We start from the raw sequence: 17,111 nt of genomic DNA, 5'->3' as shown, positions 1-17,111 counted from the left end.
TATTTGCTGAAAAGTTCGAAAATAAAGCGCATTCATTTTGTCTTTTTTTATAATTTGCATTCATAATAACTGTCAAACTTAGCAGGCATTCACCGCATTAACAGCCCCCTTCAAGCTTCAACATGAACAATTCTAGCACTTAATTTTTCATGCAAAGGGAAAACGCACAAACTGTAATTATTTCTGCATGAACTGTATGATGGCATACAAAAATAGCGTACAAGCAGCCAGCTATAAGCTGGCTCTTTGTACGCTAAAGCTGACTATAACATGTGTTAGCTAACGCTCTTATGCTTTATCGGGATTAAAATTTTCAGTTCGAACCAGTTATCCTGCTGCCCGATACTGACAACGCCGCCGTATTTTTCTACGGAGTAGCGTATGCTTTTTAACCCATAGCCGTGATTAAAGGTATCCGTCTTCGTAGTAACTGGCAAGTCGCCGTCCAGCTCCAGTTTGCCCTCGAAATAATTTTCGAAGCGAATCATTATAAAGCCCTTTTGCTCAAAGACCGACACATGAATCAAGCGCTTTTCAGCTTCTTCAATACGCTGCTCATATTCAATCGCATTATCCAGCGCATTACCAAAAATCGTACAAATATCAATGACATCGGTATCATCAAGCAAGCTGCCGTCCGCAACGCAGGTTAGCGTAATTCCGTTTTTAATACAATACATATTTTTGCTGGCAAGCAGCGTATCAAGCACATGATTCCCCGTCTTGTTCTGCGCTTCAAAAAATTTAATTTCGTCCTCCATTTTTTTTAAGTAGGCATTGCGTTTCTCCGTATCTTCTTCAGCACGCAGCGCTATGATTTGATTTTTCAAATCATGATATTTATAGTTAATGAGCTCGATGCTTTCCTTCGATTGCTGATATTGAGAATATTGATGCTGAAGAATGTTATGCACCGCCTTCAGCTCGTGGCGGATACGCAGTTCATTACGTTGAATATGGTAGGCATAAAGAATTGCAAAGCCTCCCAAATCAACGAGCGTGCGAATGTTTAAAATTTCTTGTGCATACTGTCCGCTAAACGGCGTTTGCGTGCTGATAAAGCTTAAATTGCTAATACCAAATACAGCAGCGCCGATGATTACGGTTGACCAGAGTTCACGAGGCTTAATATTCAACTTGCCGTCTTCTAGGATATGCCGCTTCTCTAAAAGCCAAATAATCGCGAACGACGCCCCATAGATTAGAAACAGCAGCAGTATTTCCTCCAATACCGAAGCATGTCCGTCCTGCCATATAAACACATGCACCTGCCATTCCAATGAGGCAACAAATTCAGCTGCGACAAATGCTCTTACACTAAAATATCCTGCTTCCTGAATACTAATATTGCAGCTTGTGTAGATGAAAAAAAACATCATGCCGATCGCGGCAATCATGCAAGGAATCCAAAAATAAATAGGTAAATTCTTGGTCAGCATTAAAAACAAGGCTTGAACGATAAAAAAACCGCAGGAAAAAGCGATTAAACTCCAGCCTTTTAACTGTTTTTTCAACGGCAAAATATACACTACGCACGCAAACCATTCCGCAAGCGCAGTATACATCCGAGGAATCTCTGGAAGCACGCTGTTCATTTAATCACTTCTCCCCAATAATTCGATAGGGCCTCCATAAATGCTTTGCGCTTGGGGCGACTGATCAGCAGCTCCTTGCCTTTTACAATTGCAAAAATATCGTTCATACCTTCCACATGCTCCAGATTAATAAAGTATCCTTTATTGCCGCGAAAAAAACGATAGCCCGCAAACTGCTCCTCCAGTTCCTTCATCGTGCCTAAAGTTTCAATCTCTCCTAATCTCGTTGCAAAAATCAGTTTATGTCCATGACTTTCAATATAGTAAATATCCGATACTTGAAACCGTTTTACTCCACCCTTGACCTTGATTGTAATAAAGTGCTCCTCCCGTCTTTTCATACGTTCAATCGCGCGATTCAAGCGCTGTGAAAACTGAAAATATGAAATCGGCTTTAAAATATAATCAAGCGCATCTACCGCATAGCCTTTAATCGCATACTGAGCCATATTGGTAATGAACATAATGACAACCTCGGAATCCATTTTTCTAATCTCTTCGGCTGCCGACATACCATCCATAAAGCGCATTTGCACGTCCATTAAAATAATGTCAAATTGCGCCTTGTAATCCTCAACGAACTCATCTCCATCCGCATATGTTGCAATTTCAATATGTTCGCCGATTTCTTGCTCAAATCGATTTAGAAATTCCGTGAGTTGCTCTTTGTAATGAGCTTCATCTTCAACAATCGCAATCCGGATCATTTATTCCCCTCCATATCAGCCAAAACATTACTCAATTCAATCATAAGACAAAAATACTATGATTATAACAAACTAGGGTTCAACTTTCTATAACCAAGGACCCGCCGGAATCATAATTGTAGTGGGATTCGGATCGGGTGGTGCACAGCTATTATTTCAACGACTGCTAAGATCTAAGCTCATTTTGAATACAACTCAAAGATTTAAATCCGAGTACGCAAAAAGGCTCCTGAATCGTCCGAAGACAAATTCAAGAGCCAATTTATTCATAATATAGATGCGGTCGAGAGGACTCGAACCTCCACGGGGGTAAGCCCACACGGACCTGAACCGTGCGCGTCTGCCAATTCCGCCACGACCGCATAGTATGTAATTCGTGATCGTGTTGATCACCGTAATTAAGAGTATATAACGTCTGCAGTTAAAAAGCAAGCATTTTATGTGAAAAAAATGTCGAAAGCACTCATTTCCCGTGTATTCGACATTTTTCGACCTATTAGATTGTCCATTGATCATGAATGATACCGGAGATGACCCACGCTTTTCCAACCGCTGAAATACAAGCCGCAAGCTCTCCCAGTCCATTCCTGCATAATCAGGATGAACTCCATCAAAGTGATATTCTACGAAAACAGCCCCTTTATATTGGCTGCTTCCATTATTAATCGTATTCCCCTCACTTTTGGATTGATTGTAGCCTACCCAAGGAGCCGCGGCAAAGTCTTGAGTATAAATAAATTTCTTATAATAGTCCTCAACATTCATGAGGATCGGCTTTCCACTGCCGTCATACTCCCCCCATCGATATAGGGTATCTGACTGAAATCCTTCACGAAGCTGCTGCTTGCTAAGCGTGATATCCTTCTTGCGGTCTACATAGGCATACGGCGAAAATGTTATTCCGTCCGGATGAGCGAGCTCTGCAAGCTTCCCAAACTCCCGATCTCTAAGATAGGTAACCGCCTGCTCCGCAATCTCGGACACCGCGTCTTCCGCCTCTTTCGGAGTGAGGAGCGGATAAATCTCAGCCTTTTTTGCAGAGTTATCCCAAACCACTTTGCCACCCAAACCTTCTGCCGAATAGCGTAGAGGGATATACACATGTCCTTCCCTGAGTATTGGCGGGACATCCATCGTCATGGACTTGCCGTCTTTAATCATACGATTCTTCCCCACTGTGTAACTCGTCGTGTGTTGGCCATTACTGACAATTGCCATCTGCTCAGACTGAGACCAGCGAACCTGAGCCCCCATTGCTGTTGATATATCCCGGAACGGCACCATTACCCTGCCGTGATGGATAATTGCAGGTGATTCCAGTAGAAGTTTGCCGCCATTCACTCGAACTTCGATAGAGCGGTTCATTGATATGTCAGAAGCCAGCGCCTCTCCTCCATACTGAATGAAACCGATTATTCCAATAGCTGTAGCCAAAATACCGGTAAGCAATCTACTCATGCCATCAAGCTTCTTCACCTAACCCCCTCCTTTCAAAAAAAGCATCATTCTCCTGTCATTATACTGGTCTATACCCCCTAAGTTCGCTGATGAACAATATCGATTATGCCTTAGGCCTTCAGGGCAATTTCAATATTGTTTTCTTACGATACGCTTAAAGATGATTATCAAGCCTTCAAACACAGTTGGAAAGACACTCCCCATCTTTGATAACTTATTTAACAATCGAAAGAAGTTATCAGCGCAGCATAATAATACAAAACTTATTGAAATAAATATGCCCAAGATAATGAACATAAATTGTGATTTGTTACATTTATTTCTCGATCATTATTTCCCAAGCAATATTGAGTGGTTACACCATTCAGATATATCTGCTGGATGAAACCTCAAGGAGCCGGCACTTGAAAACTGACCAATCACACTAATAAGTAAGGCTGGGTGCACCCTGCACTCAGCCATCTCGCCGCTTCTCAGATCATAAGCCTTAATCCCGCCAATTCATCCGAACCTGTCGAATTCCCTCTACTTGCCACAATTGCTCGAACAAACTGTCGATGCCCTTGCTGTTGTAGGAGTACACCCGAAATTCCATTGTTACCTTGGTTGAATCGTCTTCTGTTGAATCATTGTTCACGATCATTCCTTCAACAGTCAAGTTCCCCCTTTGCAGCAATTCGGTAATTGTGCTCACATGTACAGGACGGTCTCCAGTCTCAATGATGATTTTCAAGCTGCCAGACTTCTTGATAAAAAGAAACTTCGACTCCAATTTATTAAGCACCAGCGTACTGACCAATACGATTGTGGTCGTTATAATTGCTGGCCAGTAAAAACCGGAGCCGACACTTAAACCGATCGCTGCTGCCACCCATAAGGTTGCTGCTGTAGTAAGACCTGAAATAATGTGATTGGAACGCCGCAGGATGGCCCCGGCGCCTAAAAATCCGATACCGCTCACCACTTGTGCTGCCAACCGGGCAGGATCAAACCTCGCATTCGGGTGATTGATCAGAGAGGGATCAAACCCGTAGATGGAAGTCAGCATAATCAGCGTGGAGCCCACAGCTACCAGGAGATGGGTTTTTAAACCTGCCTGTTTATTTCTGCGTTCACGCTCCCAACCGATCAAGCCGCCAAGTAGTGCTGCAAGGAGCAGCCGCATAAGCATGGTCTCTGTTTCAAGTAGAAACACGTCCATGTCCATTCCTAATCTCCACCTATCTTTGTTATGTAAGGCGGCTCTTCGTTATATCATATGTTCATCCTGCCAGCGCCACAGATCTTTGCTGGAAGTGGATATCCCGATTACGCCGCTCTTCAAAGCCGTATCAAAATCCTGCAAATCGATCATAAGTCCCCCTGCGATAACAGGCACGTCCACCTCTGCACGAATACGATCCATAATCCGCTGACATACCATGCCAGGCAGCACTTCAATGGCATCCGGATTCGAAGCCTTAATCATCTTAATCCCGTTGTCCAGGGAAACGGAGTCAAAGACGAACAAACGCTGAACCGTTAGTAAACCCAATCTCTTCGCTTCCACGATTGCTGTGTTTTTGGTCGTCACAATTCCGTCAATGCCAACCTTCTCGGCTAAATACTTGACACCCGTCTTGTCTTTGCCGATTCCTTCAATGAGATCAAAATGCACAAACGAAAGCTTGCCGGCTTCCCGGATTTGCTCAACGATGGATTCAATGATAAAGATATCCGTCTTGAGAATAAACACGATATTCGATTCGGTGGCCAGCACAGCTGGCAATTCATCAGCATTCATTAATGACGTTATAATAGGCCTACGCTTCAAACAATACGAAATTCGCTGTGCACCTTCACCACTTGTCTTCATGTCTTCACCTCGTTGCCGCAACAGCTTCTCCATTTCTCCCGCTGCCCCGGCATATTTTTGTTAATTTCATGGCGTAGCTTCGTTGATCTGCTTGCAAGCTGTACGCTGAAGATAAATATCATGGACTGAATCGAGCACATAGGTTGGCTTAACACTGCTTCCAACAAGATCATCCTTGGTGGATACGCCCGTTAGAACTAATGCCGTGCTCATTCCTGCCTCTTCGCCCATCCGAATATCCGTCTCCAGCCGATCACCTGACATCAGACAAGCTTCAGCCTTCACTCCCAAAATATCAAGAGCTGTTAAAGCCGTCAAGATGGAAGGCTTGCCCATAATGGTCGTTATCTTGATGCCAGCGGTGCCTTCGATCGCCCCAATCATCCCGCCACAGTCGGGAATATCTCCACCAGGCATCGGACAAGTCCGGTCTGGATGTGTTGCAATCACTTCTGCTCCTTGTTTAATCGCCTGGTATGCAAAATCCAGGTGACGGTAATGGAACTCCCGATCCCATGATACAACCACAACTTCCGTTTCCTCTGGGGTAGATGCAAATGTAATTTCGCTCGCAAGGAGCTCGTTTTTCAATATATCCTCGCCTATGACGTAAACCTTTGCATTGGGGTGATGCTTCTGAAGATAATGAATTGTTACAAGCGCAGGATTCAATATATTATTCAGTCCAACCTGAATGCCCAGCTTCGCTAATTTCTTTAAATAATTCTCGCGGGAATCTATCGTTTTGTTGGTCAAAAACAATAGTTTCTTATCCAATCCTTGCAGGTAATGAATGGTTTCAACTGCTCCCTCGATGGCCTCTGCCCCAAGATAGATCGTTCCGTCCAAATCAAAAATATACCCCGAAAAATGGTCCATTGTTCGTTCTCCTCTGCATATTCAATCTGATATTTTCGCCGCCAAGAATGCCAAACTGCACAAGTCCTGATCAGATCAGTTCTGTTATGGATCCACACTTCCCATCCGTAACGTATACATATGACTTCGCTATGCACTTTAGTCCTTGGACAAAAAGCTTCTGTGGGAACAAAAAATGAGAAGCACTTTGCATTGAAAAACGCTTTCATTTATCAATAAATGAAAGATTTTCGTTATGCAAAGGCTTCTCATCATCTCTGCCCAGCTCTATAACTTTATATGGTTATACTACATCCATATTTTACATTTGACAAGGTGAATGTATTAAATTAAAGATTTCTATTATTTCATGGATGATAGGGTGGTGGAGTTAATCGCCTCATCCTCTGAGACCGTTGCCGCGACCTCTTCTGGATCTGCCCTACCAGAGGACAGATCCATTCCATCTGCCTTCTGCATTCCCCATGCTGATTGCAATTCCTCCTGCAACAGCTCCCGCTGTCTCTCAACCTCTTCCTCATCCCAATCCAAGCATTCGCTCATTACTGCTAAAACGGATGCAATCGATCGCTCGGCTTTTTGCCGGTCAAACCATACCCAACCTGTTCTTCTTAACAGGAAATCAACGGCGGCCACCGTCATCTCAAACTCAATAGAATACTCGATTTCCGCGCGTAACAACTGCTCCTCAAGGGCTTCGGCTCTGACCGAAGAGGAACCCACCCGTTCCAGAAGCAGCGGGGTATTAGAACCGTACCTATTGATTAGACTCCACATGACTTCCCTTCGGATACCAAGCGACTTCCCTTGCTTGATCAGTGCCTCCTGATACTGCTCATAGGTAAGACTATTCAGTTCTCCCCCGCTGATCAGAAGACGATCGGTTGTGCAAGGAGGATAGATAATTCCCTCGGTATCCTGGAACTGTCTGGCTATAAAATCCACTGCCTTCTCGGCCATTTTTCTAAAGCTCGTCAGTTTACCGCCAGCAATCGTGATCAACCCGGAGTCCGATATCAGAATTTCATCTTTTCTTGATAGTTCTGAAGGGCTCTTACCTTCCTCGCGGACAAGAGGACGCAGACCGGACCATGCTGACTCAATATCATCAAGCACCAATCGGGATTCCGGAAAAACATGGTTCACAGCCCCGATAAGATATTGTCGATCCTCATCTGTAATGTTTGGCGTCTCAATTGCGCCTTCATGTACCGTCTCGGTTGCTCCAATATAAGTTTTGCCCTCCCTTGGAATAACAAAGAGCATTCTTCCGCCCGGCACATTGAAGTAAACAGCCTGCCTAATGGGCAGCTTGGTATGATCCACCACGAGATGAACCCCTTTTGTCAAAAGCAATTGCTTCCCATCCAGCGATTTTTCCTTGAGTCTGACCAGATCGGCCCAAGGACCTGCTGCATTAATGATTTTTTTGGCGAATATCGGATACGTCTCCCCGCTCAATCGTTCCTCTACCTGAGCTCCAACCACTTTCCCGCCCCGGTAAATAAATCCCCGTACTTTGGCGTAATTGGCAATCAGAGCTCCCTTAGCTTGAGCCGATTTCATCACTTCAACCGTCAGGCGTGCATCATCGGTTCGGTATTCGTAATAATACCCGGAGCCTATTAGCCCCTCCTTACGTAAAAGCGGTTCAAGCTTCAAGGTTCCCTCACGTCTGAACATCTTCCGCCGCTCACATTGTTTGACTCCACCCAGCCAATCATATAGAAACAGTCCTAGGGCGCTGGCATAATAACCATACGTGCTCTTCTGATAAATGGGCAGAAGCATGGGAATCGGCTCTACCAGATGCGGAGCGCTCCGGTGAAGCAGGGCTCGTTCGTAGCCCACCTCACGCACCAGACTAAGTTCCCCCTGCTTCAAATAGCGGAGTCCGCCATGGATCAGCTTCGTTGACCTGCTGCTCGTTCCCGAAGCAAAATCATTCATCTCCACCAATCCGACGGACATTCCCCTACTGCTGGCATCCCAAGCAATTCCCGCACCCGTGATACCGCCGCCAATCACCAGCACATCCAGCTTGTTCGCCGACATGCCCTGAATATATTGGGTCCGCATCCTAGCGGATAAGCTTGTGTCCACCCGATTATTCCCTCCCTGACGTATATTCAAAGCCCATATCTCGATTGCCCGTAAAAGAAGACTGAGCTATTAAAAAGAGAACCCATCCTGCCAGAAATGCGCACCAAATTAAGTACGCACTCAAGCAAAAAGGGTTCTCTGCTATCTCCACCACTTTATGCAATACATATGTCTATTCATTATAGGTTGGTTTTATACTTATGTCTACATAGTCAGCATGGGGACTCACGGAGACGAACAAGCCGACTGTTATTTCTTCCTTAATGCCGACGGAGCCATACGCTTATATTTCTTGAAGGTTCTGCTGAAATAATAAATATCATTGAACCCGGTAGCAGCAGCGATCTCCGACACCGTAAGCGGACTTTCGCGAAGCAAATAATCCGCTCGATTAAGTCTGGTTTCATTCACATACTCCGTCACGGTTCTGCCGCTAATCTCCTTGAACAACCGGCTGAAATGATAGCGGCTGAGACCGGCCATAGCGGATAACTGCTCCACGGATAAGTCCTCGCGGTAATGATCCTCAATATACTTGAATATCGGGGCAAACCGCTCCACATTCTTCATCCGTTCCACATATTCATCCTGCGTGAGTACGGTCGCAACATAGCCCCGTAACAGGAGTGTTAGCAATCGATATAGCTCCGACTTGATCGCCAGTTCATAACCAAACTCCTGACGCTCCAGCTCGCTGACAATGGACAGCATTGAGGATAGAATATCATCTCCGCTGATCCGGTTATGAAAGAGCAGCCGATTCTGGGTGATCGGCGTGATGAATTTCATCTCGGGCGCATCCAGGGAATGGCTCTGCAGCAGTGAGAAGTCTGCAATCAGCACATAATATTGCAAATGATCCGATAGGCTGACGCCGTAATGCAGCTCATTGCGATTGATGACAATCACATCACCTTCCTTCGCCGTAAAGGTAGATGATCCGCATTCCAGACTCGCCTCGCCGGTAACAAAATATAGAAATTCTAGGTGTTCATGCCAGTGATGGTTAAATAATACTTGACCTCGACCCTCATAATCGCAGCGATGAACCTTGATCGGAAACTGAGGATCCGGCATCGTCATCGGTTCTTGCAGTGTTTTGTCCAACCCTCTGATCTCCTTCCAGTAAGACAGCACAATTGTACAAACAAACAGCACGCTTTATCATGGTTTCTTCCTCTAAAAGCATTATAATACGAAAGTGTAATGCAGTAAAATCTGAGGAGTGAAATGAAATCATGAAATCTATTAATGTTGGCGTCATCGGTACTGGATCGATCTCCGCTATGCATTTGCAATCCTATCAAAAACATGCGAACGCAAACTTGCTCGCTGTATGTGACTTAAATGAAGAGCGGGCACAGCGTGCTGCTGAAAAATATGGCGCTACCAAGGTCTATACAGACTACAACGAACTGCTGGCTGATCCGGAAATCGATGCCGTAAGCATCTGTACCTGGAACAACACACATGCCGAGATTAGTATCGCGGCACTCAACGCTGGCAAACACGTACTGGTTGAGAAACCTCTCTGCCGCACGGTTGAGGAAGCGCTTAAAGTCCAGGAGGCCGTGAAATCTTCAGGCAAGCTGCTTCAAGTCGGTTTCGTAAGACGTTATGACCCTAACGCTCAAATGCTCCGCGAGTTCGCAGATAAAGGGGAATTCGGTGAGATTTATTTTGCGAAGGCTTCCTCCATCCGTCGTCTCGGCAATCCTGGCGGCTGGTTCTCTGACATTGAACGTTCCGGCGGCGGGCCACTGATTGATATCGGTGTGCATGTCATTGACCTGTGCTGGTACATGATGGGCCGTCCGAAACCGGTTGCTGTCAGTGCCAATACATACCGGAAGCTCGGCAACCGTTCCAACGTCCGTAATCTGTCCTTCTACAAGGCGGCTGATTATGATGCGGAGAAGAATACGGTAGAAGATATGGCGAACGCGATGATTCGTTTTGAGAACGGAGCTTCGCTGCTGGTAGATGTGAGCTTTACGCTCCATTCGAAGGACAATCAGCAATCCGTTAAATTATTCGGAGACAAGGGCGGCTTCGAGATTGATCCTGAAGTGGTCATCGTTACAGAGAAGCATGATACCATCGTCAATATCCAGCCGCAGACAGACAACAAAGGATTTGATTTCGACGCTGCTTTCCAAAGCGAAGTCAATCACTTCATTTCCAGCATTGAGAACGGTACAACACCGCTCAGCCCAGTTGAAGACGGTGTGGAAATCATGAAAATTCTGTGCGGTATCTATGAATCCGCCGAAAAAGGAGCTGAAGTTCTGCTATGAAACTCGGAGTAAGCTCATACAGCCTGTACCAGGCTATGAACAAAGGTGAAATGACCATTACCGACGTCATCGACTACGTTGCAGAAATCGGCGGAGAGCATATTGAAATTGTTCCGCTCGGTTTTAATCTGAAGGAAACACCAGCATTGATCGATACCATCAAGTCCCATGCAGCTTCCAAAGGAATTGAGATTTCCAACTATGCAATCGGTGCCAATTTCGCCGAATTGGATGATGCTGCTTATGAAGCTGAGATTGAAAGAGTCAAAGGCGAAGTGGACATCGCGGCAGCTCTTGGCGTCAAACTGATGCGCCATGATGTGGGATCTTCCAAGGACCTGTCGATCACTCATTTCCTGGAGGAGCTCCCCCGGATGGCCAATGCTTGCCGTATCATCGCGGATTATGCAGCAGAGCGCGGTATCACAACCAGTGTAGAAAACCACGGATATTTCATTCAACACAGCGACCGCGTGAAGGCGCTCGTTCAAACTGTGAATCACCCTAACTTTAAAACGACGCTCGATATCGGAAACTTCCTCTGTGCAGACGAGGTATCCACGGTAGCTGTCAAGAACAACATCGGCCTGGCTTCAATGGTTCACTTCAAGGACTTCTATTATCGACCGGCTAACCGGGCACCAGGTTCGGGCTGGTTCAATACCTCCAGCGGCAATTGGCTGCGCGGCGCCATTGTCGGTCAAGGCGACATTGATATGCCGGAAGTTATACGCATTGTGAAGGAATCGGGTTATGACGGTTATATCTCAATTGAGTTCGAAGGAATGGAAGACTGCCGCACTGGCGCCAAGTTTGGATTGGAATACGTCCGCAAAGTATGGAATGAAGTCTAAATTCAATAGATCATATATATATGATATGAGGAGGATATAACGATGACAAAGCCTATCATGCCGAATAAAATTGGCGTTATTGTTGACAGCTTTCGGGTTGGCGTAAGAGAAGGTCTTGTTAAAGCACGGGAGGTTGGAGCTGACGGCGTACAGATTTATGCCGTTCACGGTGAAATGGATCCAGCTAACCTCTCTACTTCCGCGCGAAAAGAATTGAAGGATTATATTGATTCGCTAGGCCTTGAAATCTCCGCCCTCGTCGGTGACCTTGGCGGGCACGGCTTCCAGGATCCTGCTGAAAATGCAGCCAAAATCGAGAAATCCAAACGTATCATGGAGCTCGGCCTGGAACTAGGAACCAATATCATCACCACCCATATCGGTATTGTTCCGCAGGATCATAACGGCCGCGTCTATGAAACGATGCATAATGCTTGTATGGAGCTTAGTTCCTTCGCTAAATCCATGAACGCATTCTTTGCCATCGAAACAGGTCCTGAGCCTTCCGCTCACCTGAAGTCATTCCTGGACGGCCTGGGTTCCAACGGCGTATCCGTGAACTTTGACCCGGCCAATATGGTTATGGTCACAGGGGATGACCCGGTACAAGGCGTATATACCCTGAAGGATTATATTGTTCATACACATGCGAAAGACGGCATTAAGCTGGCCGATTATATCGATCCTCGCGATGTATATGGCGATTTCGGATACGAGGCACCTGCGCTTGACCATGACAAAATTGCAGACATGGCGGAATCCGGCGAGAAGTTCCGTGAGGTACCGCTTGGAGAAGGCGGCGTTAACTGGAACGCATACCTGCAAGCTCTTAAGGATATTGGCTATACAGGCTATCTGACAATCGAACGCGAGGTAAAAGCGAGTCCTGAAGCCGACATCAAGCTTGCGGTAGACTTCTTAAAAACGTTCAGAGCCTAGACTGTTCGTCAGCAAGAGTTCCGACTGTAATTAGCAGGACTATAACCATCGTTCTGTGGAAGCAGAGTCGCACCTTATATTTTAATCAAACCAGCCGATCCGGAATCCGGATCGGCTGGTTTTTTGTCATTCTTCACTTTGTTGCGAGAAGTTATGAAGGATTAGGTTTACTATGCCTTTGTGGATACCATCTCTAAAGCCCCATTCGCTCTGGCCGACCGAATTTCAGCTTCAATAATCTCCAGTGATCCGGCTGCGCTTTCCGGTGTACATACGGAAACCGGCTGTCCTTTTGCAACATGCTCAATAAAATAACGAAGCTCGCGGTAATAGCCGGAGTCTTGAGACAGCTCGGCTGTAAAGCCTGGTGCGTCTTCTGGATACACTTTCAATTCCCCATTCTCGAATACAAGTGTAGCCTGCTCCATATTTACACGGTATCCCATATAAAATCCATGTTCTCCGTGCAGCGTCCAATCGGCATGGGCGTTAATTATTTTGCCATCCGGGTAACTGTAGTGAGTAGATACGGTATCATACAAACTTCCCTCAATGACCGTTTTGGCAAACGTCGATACCCGCTCAGGTTTGCCCATCAACCAGTGAATCATGTCTACGTCATGCACATGCATATCGGTAATGCAGCCTCCGCTTTTGTCCCCTTCCAGGAACCAGCCTTGAGGCGGCTCCGAACCCCGGAAGAATTCGCCTGTTACGATGCTGCCGTAGCGTCCGTCCTCTACGCATTCTTTCAAATATTCATAAGCTGGCCAGAAACGCAGGCATTGTCCGATCATTAATGTTTTTCCGGTGCGTTTCGCTGTTTGCGCCATGCGCCAAGCTTCCTCGGAACTTCCCGCCACAGGCTTCTCACACATAACGTGAATGCCCCGCTCAAGCAGCATGCAGGACATGTCCGCATGTAAATATGTCGGCAAGCATACATCCACGATGTCCAGTTCCTCGTGCTCTAGCATTTTGTCCACATGGTCATATAAATGATAAGGATCCAGATTATATACATCGCGCTCAGTCGCCATATTGCCGTTGGCTTTGCTGTTTTTAAGCTCATCGATACGCAGATCACAGATCGCCACTAGTTCAATATCCGCACCTTCCTCGGCCAGACGAACATAGTTATCGAAATGCATGCGGCCCATAAAACCAAAACCTAAAATTCCAATTTTCAGCATTGTCGTTCCTCCATTCCTTGTTATGATGTTTGGCCTTAACTCAGGTGAACGTTTGGTTTTCGCAATGTTGGCGTTCGACCCAGAATCGCATCCATTGCGTTAGATGTATTAAAAATGATCTGTTCCGAATAGTGGGTATATGCCGGGATCATCTCTGCCGTAACATAATTGTCATAGCCGATGGAACGCAGCGATTCCATTACAGCCGGGTAATCAACATCCCCTGCCAACAGGTCGACAAAACCGTGCAATCCTCCCGCCTGTCTGCGGTAATCTTTGAAATGGACCTTCTTAATTCGTTCGCCTAATATCCGAATCCACTGCTCAGGATAGCCATTATGAACGACATTGCCTACGTCAAAGTAGGAGCCGACATAATTGGAACCGATTTCATCAATGAAAGTTCGCAATTCGAGCGGCGACAACAGGAATTTATTCCATACATTCTCAATCGCGATAGAAACGCCCGCGCTCTGCGCATAAGGTACTAGCTTGCGAATGGACTCTTGAGCACGCTCATAAGCCAATTCATAATCAGTAACGGCGGATCCGGGAATAAAATCGACGCCTACAGCCCCTGGTATTACCAGGATCGCATCCACTCCGAAGGCGGCTGCGAGCTCCAACTGCTTCTTACACACATCCATGGCCTTGTCACGAATTGCCGGGTCATCGCTTGTCATCGGATAATCCCAATACAAGCCAGTTGCTAAGCCCGCTATTTCCAAATCCGCATCTTTCAGCTGCTCTGTAATGCGCTGCACTTCTTTATCACCTGACTGCAAGCTGAGTTCTCCTGTTTGGTCCAGTGACAATTCGATCCCGTCAAACCCGGCTTCCTTCGCCAACCGGATGCAGTCTGTAATGGATGTTTCTCCGGAAAATGACCAAATATTAATCCCTTTCTTCATCGCGAATCCCTCCTCGAATCAATAGGCAGTTGCTGTGAACTCCTTGTTCGGAAAACGTCTATTTTGACTTTTTCCGTTAAGTTGTAATCACAGTATTTGAATGTAATAATACTTATATAGTAATTAAATTCTCTGCAAATTGATTTAGATAGAAAAGCGAATATTTGGATTTTTCCGTGTTTATGTATCATCTTCTTAATTACATGTGGGAGTGAATCAAAGATGGTTGATGTGAACCTTTCTTTTCCTATAAAGCGAGAAGCCCCAGTCAAGGAATGGTCGCCCAGTATCCACTATGCTCAGTTTCAGCGCATGGCGACGGGAGCACTCCCTCAGCGCAGACTTTATGATTTTGAGCTTCTTTATGTATGTCAGGGAGCAGCGGTCACCACAATGTACGGCAATACATATACGATCGAGGCTGGTCAACTGATCTTCTTACCTTCGGGTGTTTACCACCAGAATGAGGTGATTTCCCACCCTGATGCACGGTTTCTGGGGATTCATTTCGATTTTTATGATGAGCTGGACATCCAGACAGAAGCAGATATGATCGTGAATGAAGCTGTACTGGATGTGAATAAATTCGCCCATGAGGCGGTGTCATCCGCCTTCCCTCCACTTTCATCCCGGGTGATCTATACGCCTCCGCTGTCCTGCGTTCAGATGATGGAACGAATCGTGGAGGAATTCACCCTGCGTCCGGCTGGTTATGAGCTCGCCTGTAAAGGGCTTATGCTGGATGTGCTGGTCCAATTGTTTCGTACGCATTCCTCCCAGTCCTTGATGGAAACGTCGCCGCATAACGCGAGGCTGATTGAGCTTATGACACAAATCGAACAAGCTCCAGCCAAAGACTGGAGCAACAGAGTGATTGCAGAGCAGTTGATGTTAAGCGCCGATCATACCGCCAAGCTGTTTAAACGCTTTGCAGGAATGCCACCCAGTGAATTTGTTCAATCCGTTCGTCACCGGGAAGCACGCCGGCTACTCCGGGAATCCGATATCTCGATCGAGGCGGTTGGCGAAAGGGTCGGATACCCGGATATACATTATTTCAGCCGGATCTTCCGCAGGCTGGAGGGAATAACCGCCACCGACTACCGCAAATTATCAAGAATTCTATAATGCGTGTTGTCGTTGGTGTGCAGATGTGTTTACTTCAAGCCATCGTTCCATCCGGCCAAGTGCTTCGCTCAATTGGTTGGACGATGCGGCATATGAGCAGCGAATGAAACCTTCGCCTCCAGCTCCGAATACATGACCGGGTACCACCGCTACTTTTGCTTCCCGAAGTAATCGCTCTGCAAATTCTTGTGACCCTAGACCAGTTGTCGCTATGCTGGGAAATGCATAGAAGGCCCCTCGTGGAGTTCTGCAGCTTAGGCCGATATCGCTTAGACCTTGCGCAAACATGATTCGGCGCTCATCATAAGCCTGCTTCATCGCATCCCGATCCTTCAGTCCATTCCTTAGACATTCGATAGCCGCAACCTGCCCCATAATCGGCGCACAGAGCGCGGTGTATTGATGAATCTTGATCATCGCGCTTACCAAGTCGGCATCGCCGCAGAGGTAACCGACCCGCCATCCCGTCATCGCAAAGGCCTTGGAAAATCCGCCAATGACAATGGTTCGTTCCCGCATCCCCGGCAGCGAAGCAATGCTGGTATGCGTACTGCCGAAGGTCAGCTCGGCATAGATCTCGTCGGAGATCACCACCAAATCGTGCTTAGCTGCAAGGCTGGCAATCGGAAGCCAATCCTCTTCCGTCATCACAGCGCCTGTCGGATTGCTTGGAAAGTTAACAACGATCGCTTTCGTACGGGGAGTAATCGCCTTCTGTAATGCGTCTGCAGTTAATTTAAAATCATCCTCTGCGGATAACTCGAGCTCAACAGCGACCCCTCCGTTCAACTGCACTAAAGGAGCATAAGCGACATAACCGGGTACGGGAATGATAATCTCATCACCCGGCGAGATAAGGGCCCGCAGCGTAATATCAATCCCTTCACTGCCTCCTACCGTGACCAGAATCTCTCTCGACGGTTCATATTTTAACTGAAAACCGGTATGCAGATAGCCCGCAATCTCTTCCCTCAGCTCCATTAACCCCTCATTCGGCGTGTACATCGTACGACCATGCTCCAAGGCACGTGTGCAGGCATCAATCGCACATTGCGGTGTCACGAAATCCGGTTCGCCCACCCCAAGCGAAATAACCTCATCATCCGCTTCTGCAGCATTAAAAAATTGCCTAATGCCGGAAGGCGGCATGACTTGCACGGTTGATGTCAGAAAGCTGTTCGTTGGTTTCATA

At 46.5% G+C, this 17,111-nt stretch carries 14 protein-coding genes, 1 tRNA gene and 1 pseudogene; 4 read left to right on the top strand and 12 right to left on the bottom strand.

Translation table 11 applies throughout. The features are described from left to right. Nucleotides 1-275 precede the first annotated feature (275 nt). The 9 genes and pseudogenes from ABEQ74_RS18005 to ABEQ74_RS17965 form a co-directional block, all read right to left on the bottom strand. Nucleotides 276-1,595 carry an ATP-binding protein gene (locus ABEQ74_RS18005; RefSeq protein WP_430123489.1) on the bottom strand — a complete coding sequence of 440 codons (1,320 nt, stop codon included), beginning with the start codon at nucleotides 1,593-1,595 and terminating at the stop codon, nucleotides 276-278. After that, nucleotides 1,592-2,302 carry a LytR/AlgR family response regulator transcription factor gene (locus tag ABEQ74_RS18000; protein ID WP_430123488.1) on the bottom strand — a complete coding sequence of 237 codons (711 nt, stop codon included), beginning with the start codon at nucleotides 2,300-2,302 and terminating at the stop codon, nucleotides 1,592-1,594. The genes ABEQ74_RS18005 and ABEQ74_RS18000 overlap by 4 nt, the downstream gene beginning before the upstream one ends. Before the next feature lie 278 nt (nucleotides 2,303-2,580). Continuing rightward, a tRNA-Leu gene (locus ABEQ74_RS17995) sits at nucleotides 2,581-2,664 on the bottom strand. A 721-nt stretch (nucleotides 2,665-3,385) separates the two neighbouring features. Then, a pseudogene (locus tag ABEQ74_RS17990) lies at nucleotides 3,386-3,586 on the bottom strand (copper amine oxidase N-terminal domain-containing protein); the annotation flags it as partial. 661 nt (nucleotides 3,587-4,247) lie between these two features. After that, a complete protein-coding gene (locus ABEQ74_RS17985; protein ID WP_430123487.1) occupies nucleotides 4,248-4,967 on the bottom strand; it encodes an MgtC/SapB family protein in 720 nt (239 codons plus the stop codon). 42 nt (nucleotides 4,968-5,009) lie between these two features. Beyond that, nucleotides 5,010-5,615: a glycerol-3-phosphate responsive antiterminator gene (locus ABEQ74_RS17980; protein WP_430123486.1), complete on the bottom strand. Its 606-nt coding sequence runs from the start codon at nucleotides 5,613-5,615 to the stop codon at nucleotides 5,010-5,012. A gap of 66 nt (nucleotides 5,616-5,681) precedes the next feature. Continuing rightward, nucleotides 5,682-6,494, bottom strand: a complete 813-nt coding sequence (locus ABEQ74_RS17975) for an HAD-IIA family hydrolase (RefSeq protein ID WP_430123484.1) — start codon at nucleotides 6,492-6,494, stop codon at nucleotides 5,682-5,684. 342 nt (nucleotides 6,495-6,836) lie between these two features. Then, complete coding sequence (locus ABEQ74_RS17970; RefSeq protein WP_430123483.1) at nucleotides 6,837-8,597, bottom strand: glycerol-3-phosphate dehydrogenase/oxidase; 1,761 nt, start codon at nucleotides 8,595-8,597, stop codon at nucleotides 6,837-6,839. Nucleotides 8,598-8,846: 249 nt separating this feature from the next. Further along, complete coding sequence (locus ABEQ74_RS17965) at nucleotides 8,847-9,704, bottom strand: helix-turn-helix domain-containing protein (protein ID WP_430123482.1); 858 nt, start codon at nucleotides 9,702-9,704, stop codon at nucleotides 8,847-8,849. Nucleotides 9,705-9,835: 131 nt separating this feature from the next. Between ABEQ74_RS17965 and ABEQ74_RS17960 the strand changes: the two genes are divergently transcribed. The 3 genes from ABEQ74_RS17960 to ABEQ74_RS17950 are packed head-to-tail and all read left to right on the top strand — an operon-like array spanning nucleotide 9,836 to nucleotide 12,687. Beyond that, nucleotides 9,836-10,894 (top strand): Gfo/Idh/MocA family protein, encoded by a 1,059-nt coding sequence (locus tag ABEQ74_RS17960; RefSeq protein ID WP_430123481.1) that lies wholly within the window; start codon nucleotides 9,836-9,838, stop codon nucleotides 10,892-10,894. After that, a complete protein-coding gene (locus tag ABEQ74_RS17955) occupies nucleotides 10,891-11,748 on the top strand; it encodes a sugar phosphate isomerase/epimerase family protein (protein WP_430123480.1) in 858 nt (285 codons plus the stop codon). Before ABEQ74_RS17960 ends, ABEQ74_RS17955 begins: the two co-directional genes overlap by 4 nt. A gap of 42 nt (nucleotides 11,749-11,790) precedes the next feature. Further along, the gene (locus ABEQ74_RS17950; RefSeq protein WP_430123479.1) at nucleotides 11,791-12,687 is read left to right on the top strand and encodes a sugar phosphate isomerase/epimerase family protein; all 897 of its coding nucleotides are present in this window, start codon (nucleotides 11,791-11,793) and stop codon (nucleotides 12,685-12,687) included. A 170-nt stretch (nucleotides 12,688-12,857) separates the two neighbouring features. Here the strand turns inward: ABEQ74_RS17950 and ABEQ74_RS17945 are convergent, their stop codons facing one another. Together ABEQ74_RS17945 and ABEQ74_RS17940 are read right to left on the bottom strand one after the other, a co-directional pair. After that, a complete protein-coding gene (locus tag ABEQ74_RS17945; protein ID WP_430123478.1) occupies nucleotides 12,858-13,880 on the bottom strand; it encodes a Gfo/Idh/MocA family protein in 1,023 nt (340 codons plus the stop codon). Nucleotides 13,881-13,915: 35 nt separating this feature from the next. Beyond that, nucleotides 13,916-14,791, bottom strand: a complete 876-nt coding sequence (locus ABEQ74_RS17940) for a sugar phosphate isomerase/epimerase family protein (RefSeq protein WP_430123477.1) — start codon at nucleotides 14,789-14,791, stop codon at nucleotides 13,916-13,918. Between the two features lie 222 nt (nucleotides 14,792-15,013). On the opposite strand from ABEQ74_RS17940, the gene ABEQ74_RS17935 reads away from it, so the two are divergent. Next, entirely contained in the window at nucleotides 15,014-15,919 is a 906-nt protein-coding gene (locus ABEQ74_RS17935; protein ID WP_430123476.1) for an AraC family transcriptional regulator, read from the top strand. Here the strand turns inward: ABEQ74_RS17935 and ABEQ74_RS17930 are convergent. Beyond that, entirely contained in the window at nucleotides 15,914-17,110 is a 1,197-nt protein-coding gene (locus tag ABEQ74_RS17930; protein WP_430123475.1) for an aminotransferase class I/II-fold pyridoxal phosphate-dependent enzyme, read from the bottom strand. The genes ABEQ74_RS17935 and ABEQ74_RS17930 overlap by 6 nt on opposite strands. Nucleotide 17,111: the final 1 nt, after the last annotated feature.

The organism is Paenibacillus solani (assembly GCF_050475945.1).
Classification (GTDB): Bacteria; Bacillota; Bacilli; order Paenibacillales; family Paenibacillaceae; genus Paenibacillus_AQ; species Paenibacillus_AQ solani_A.
This window is presented reverse-complemented; position numbering and strand designations above follow the sequence as displayed.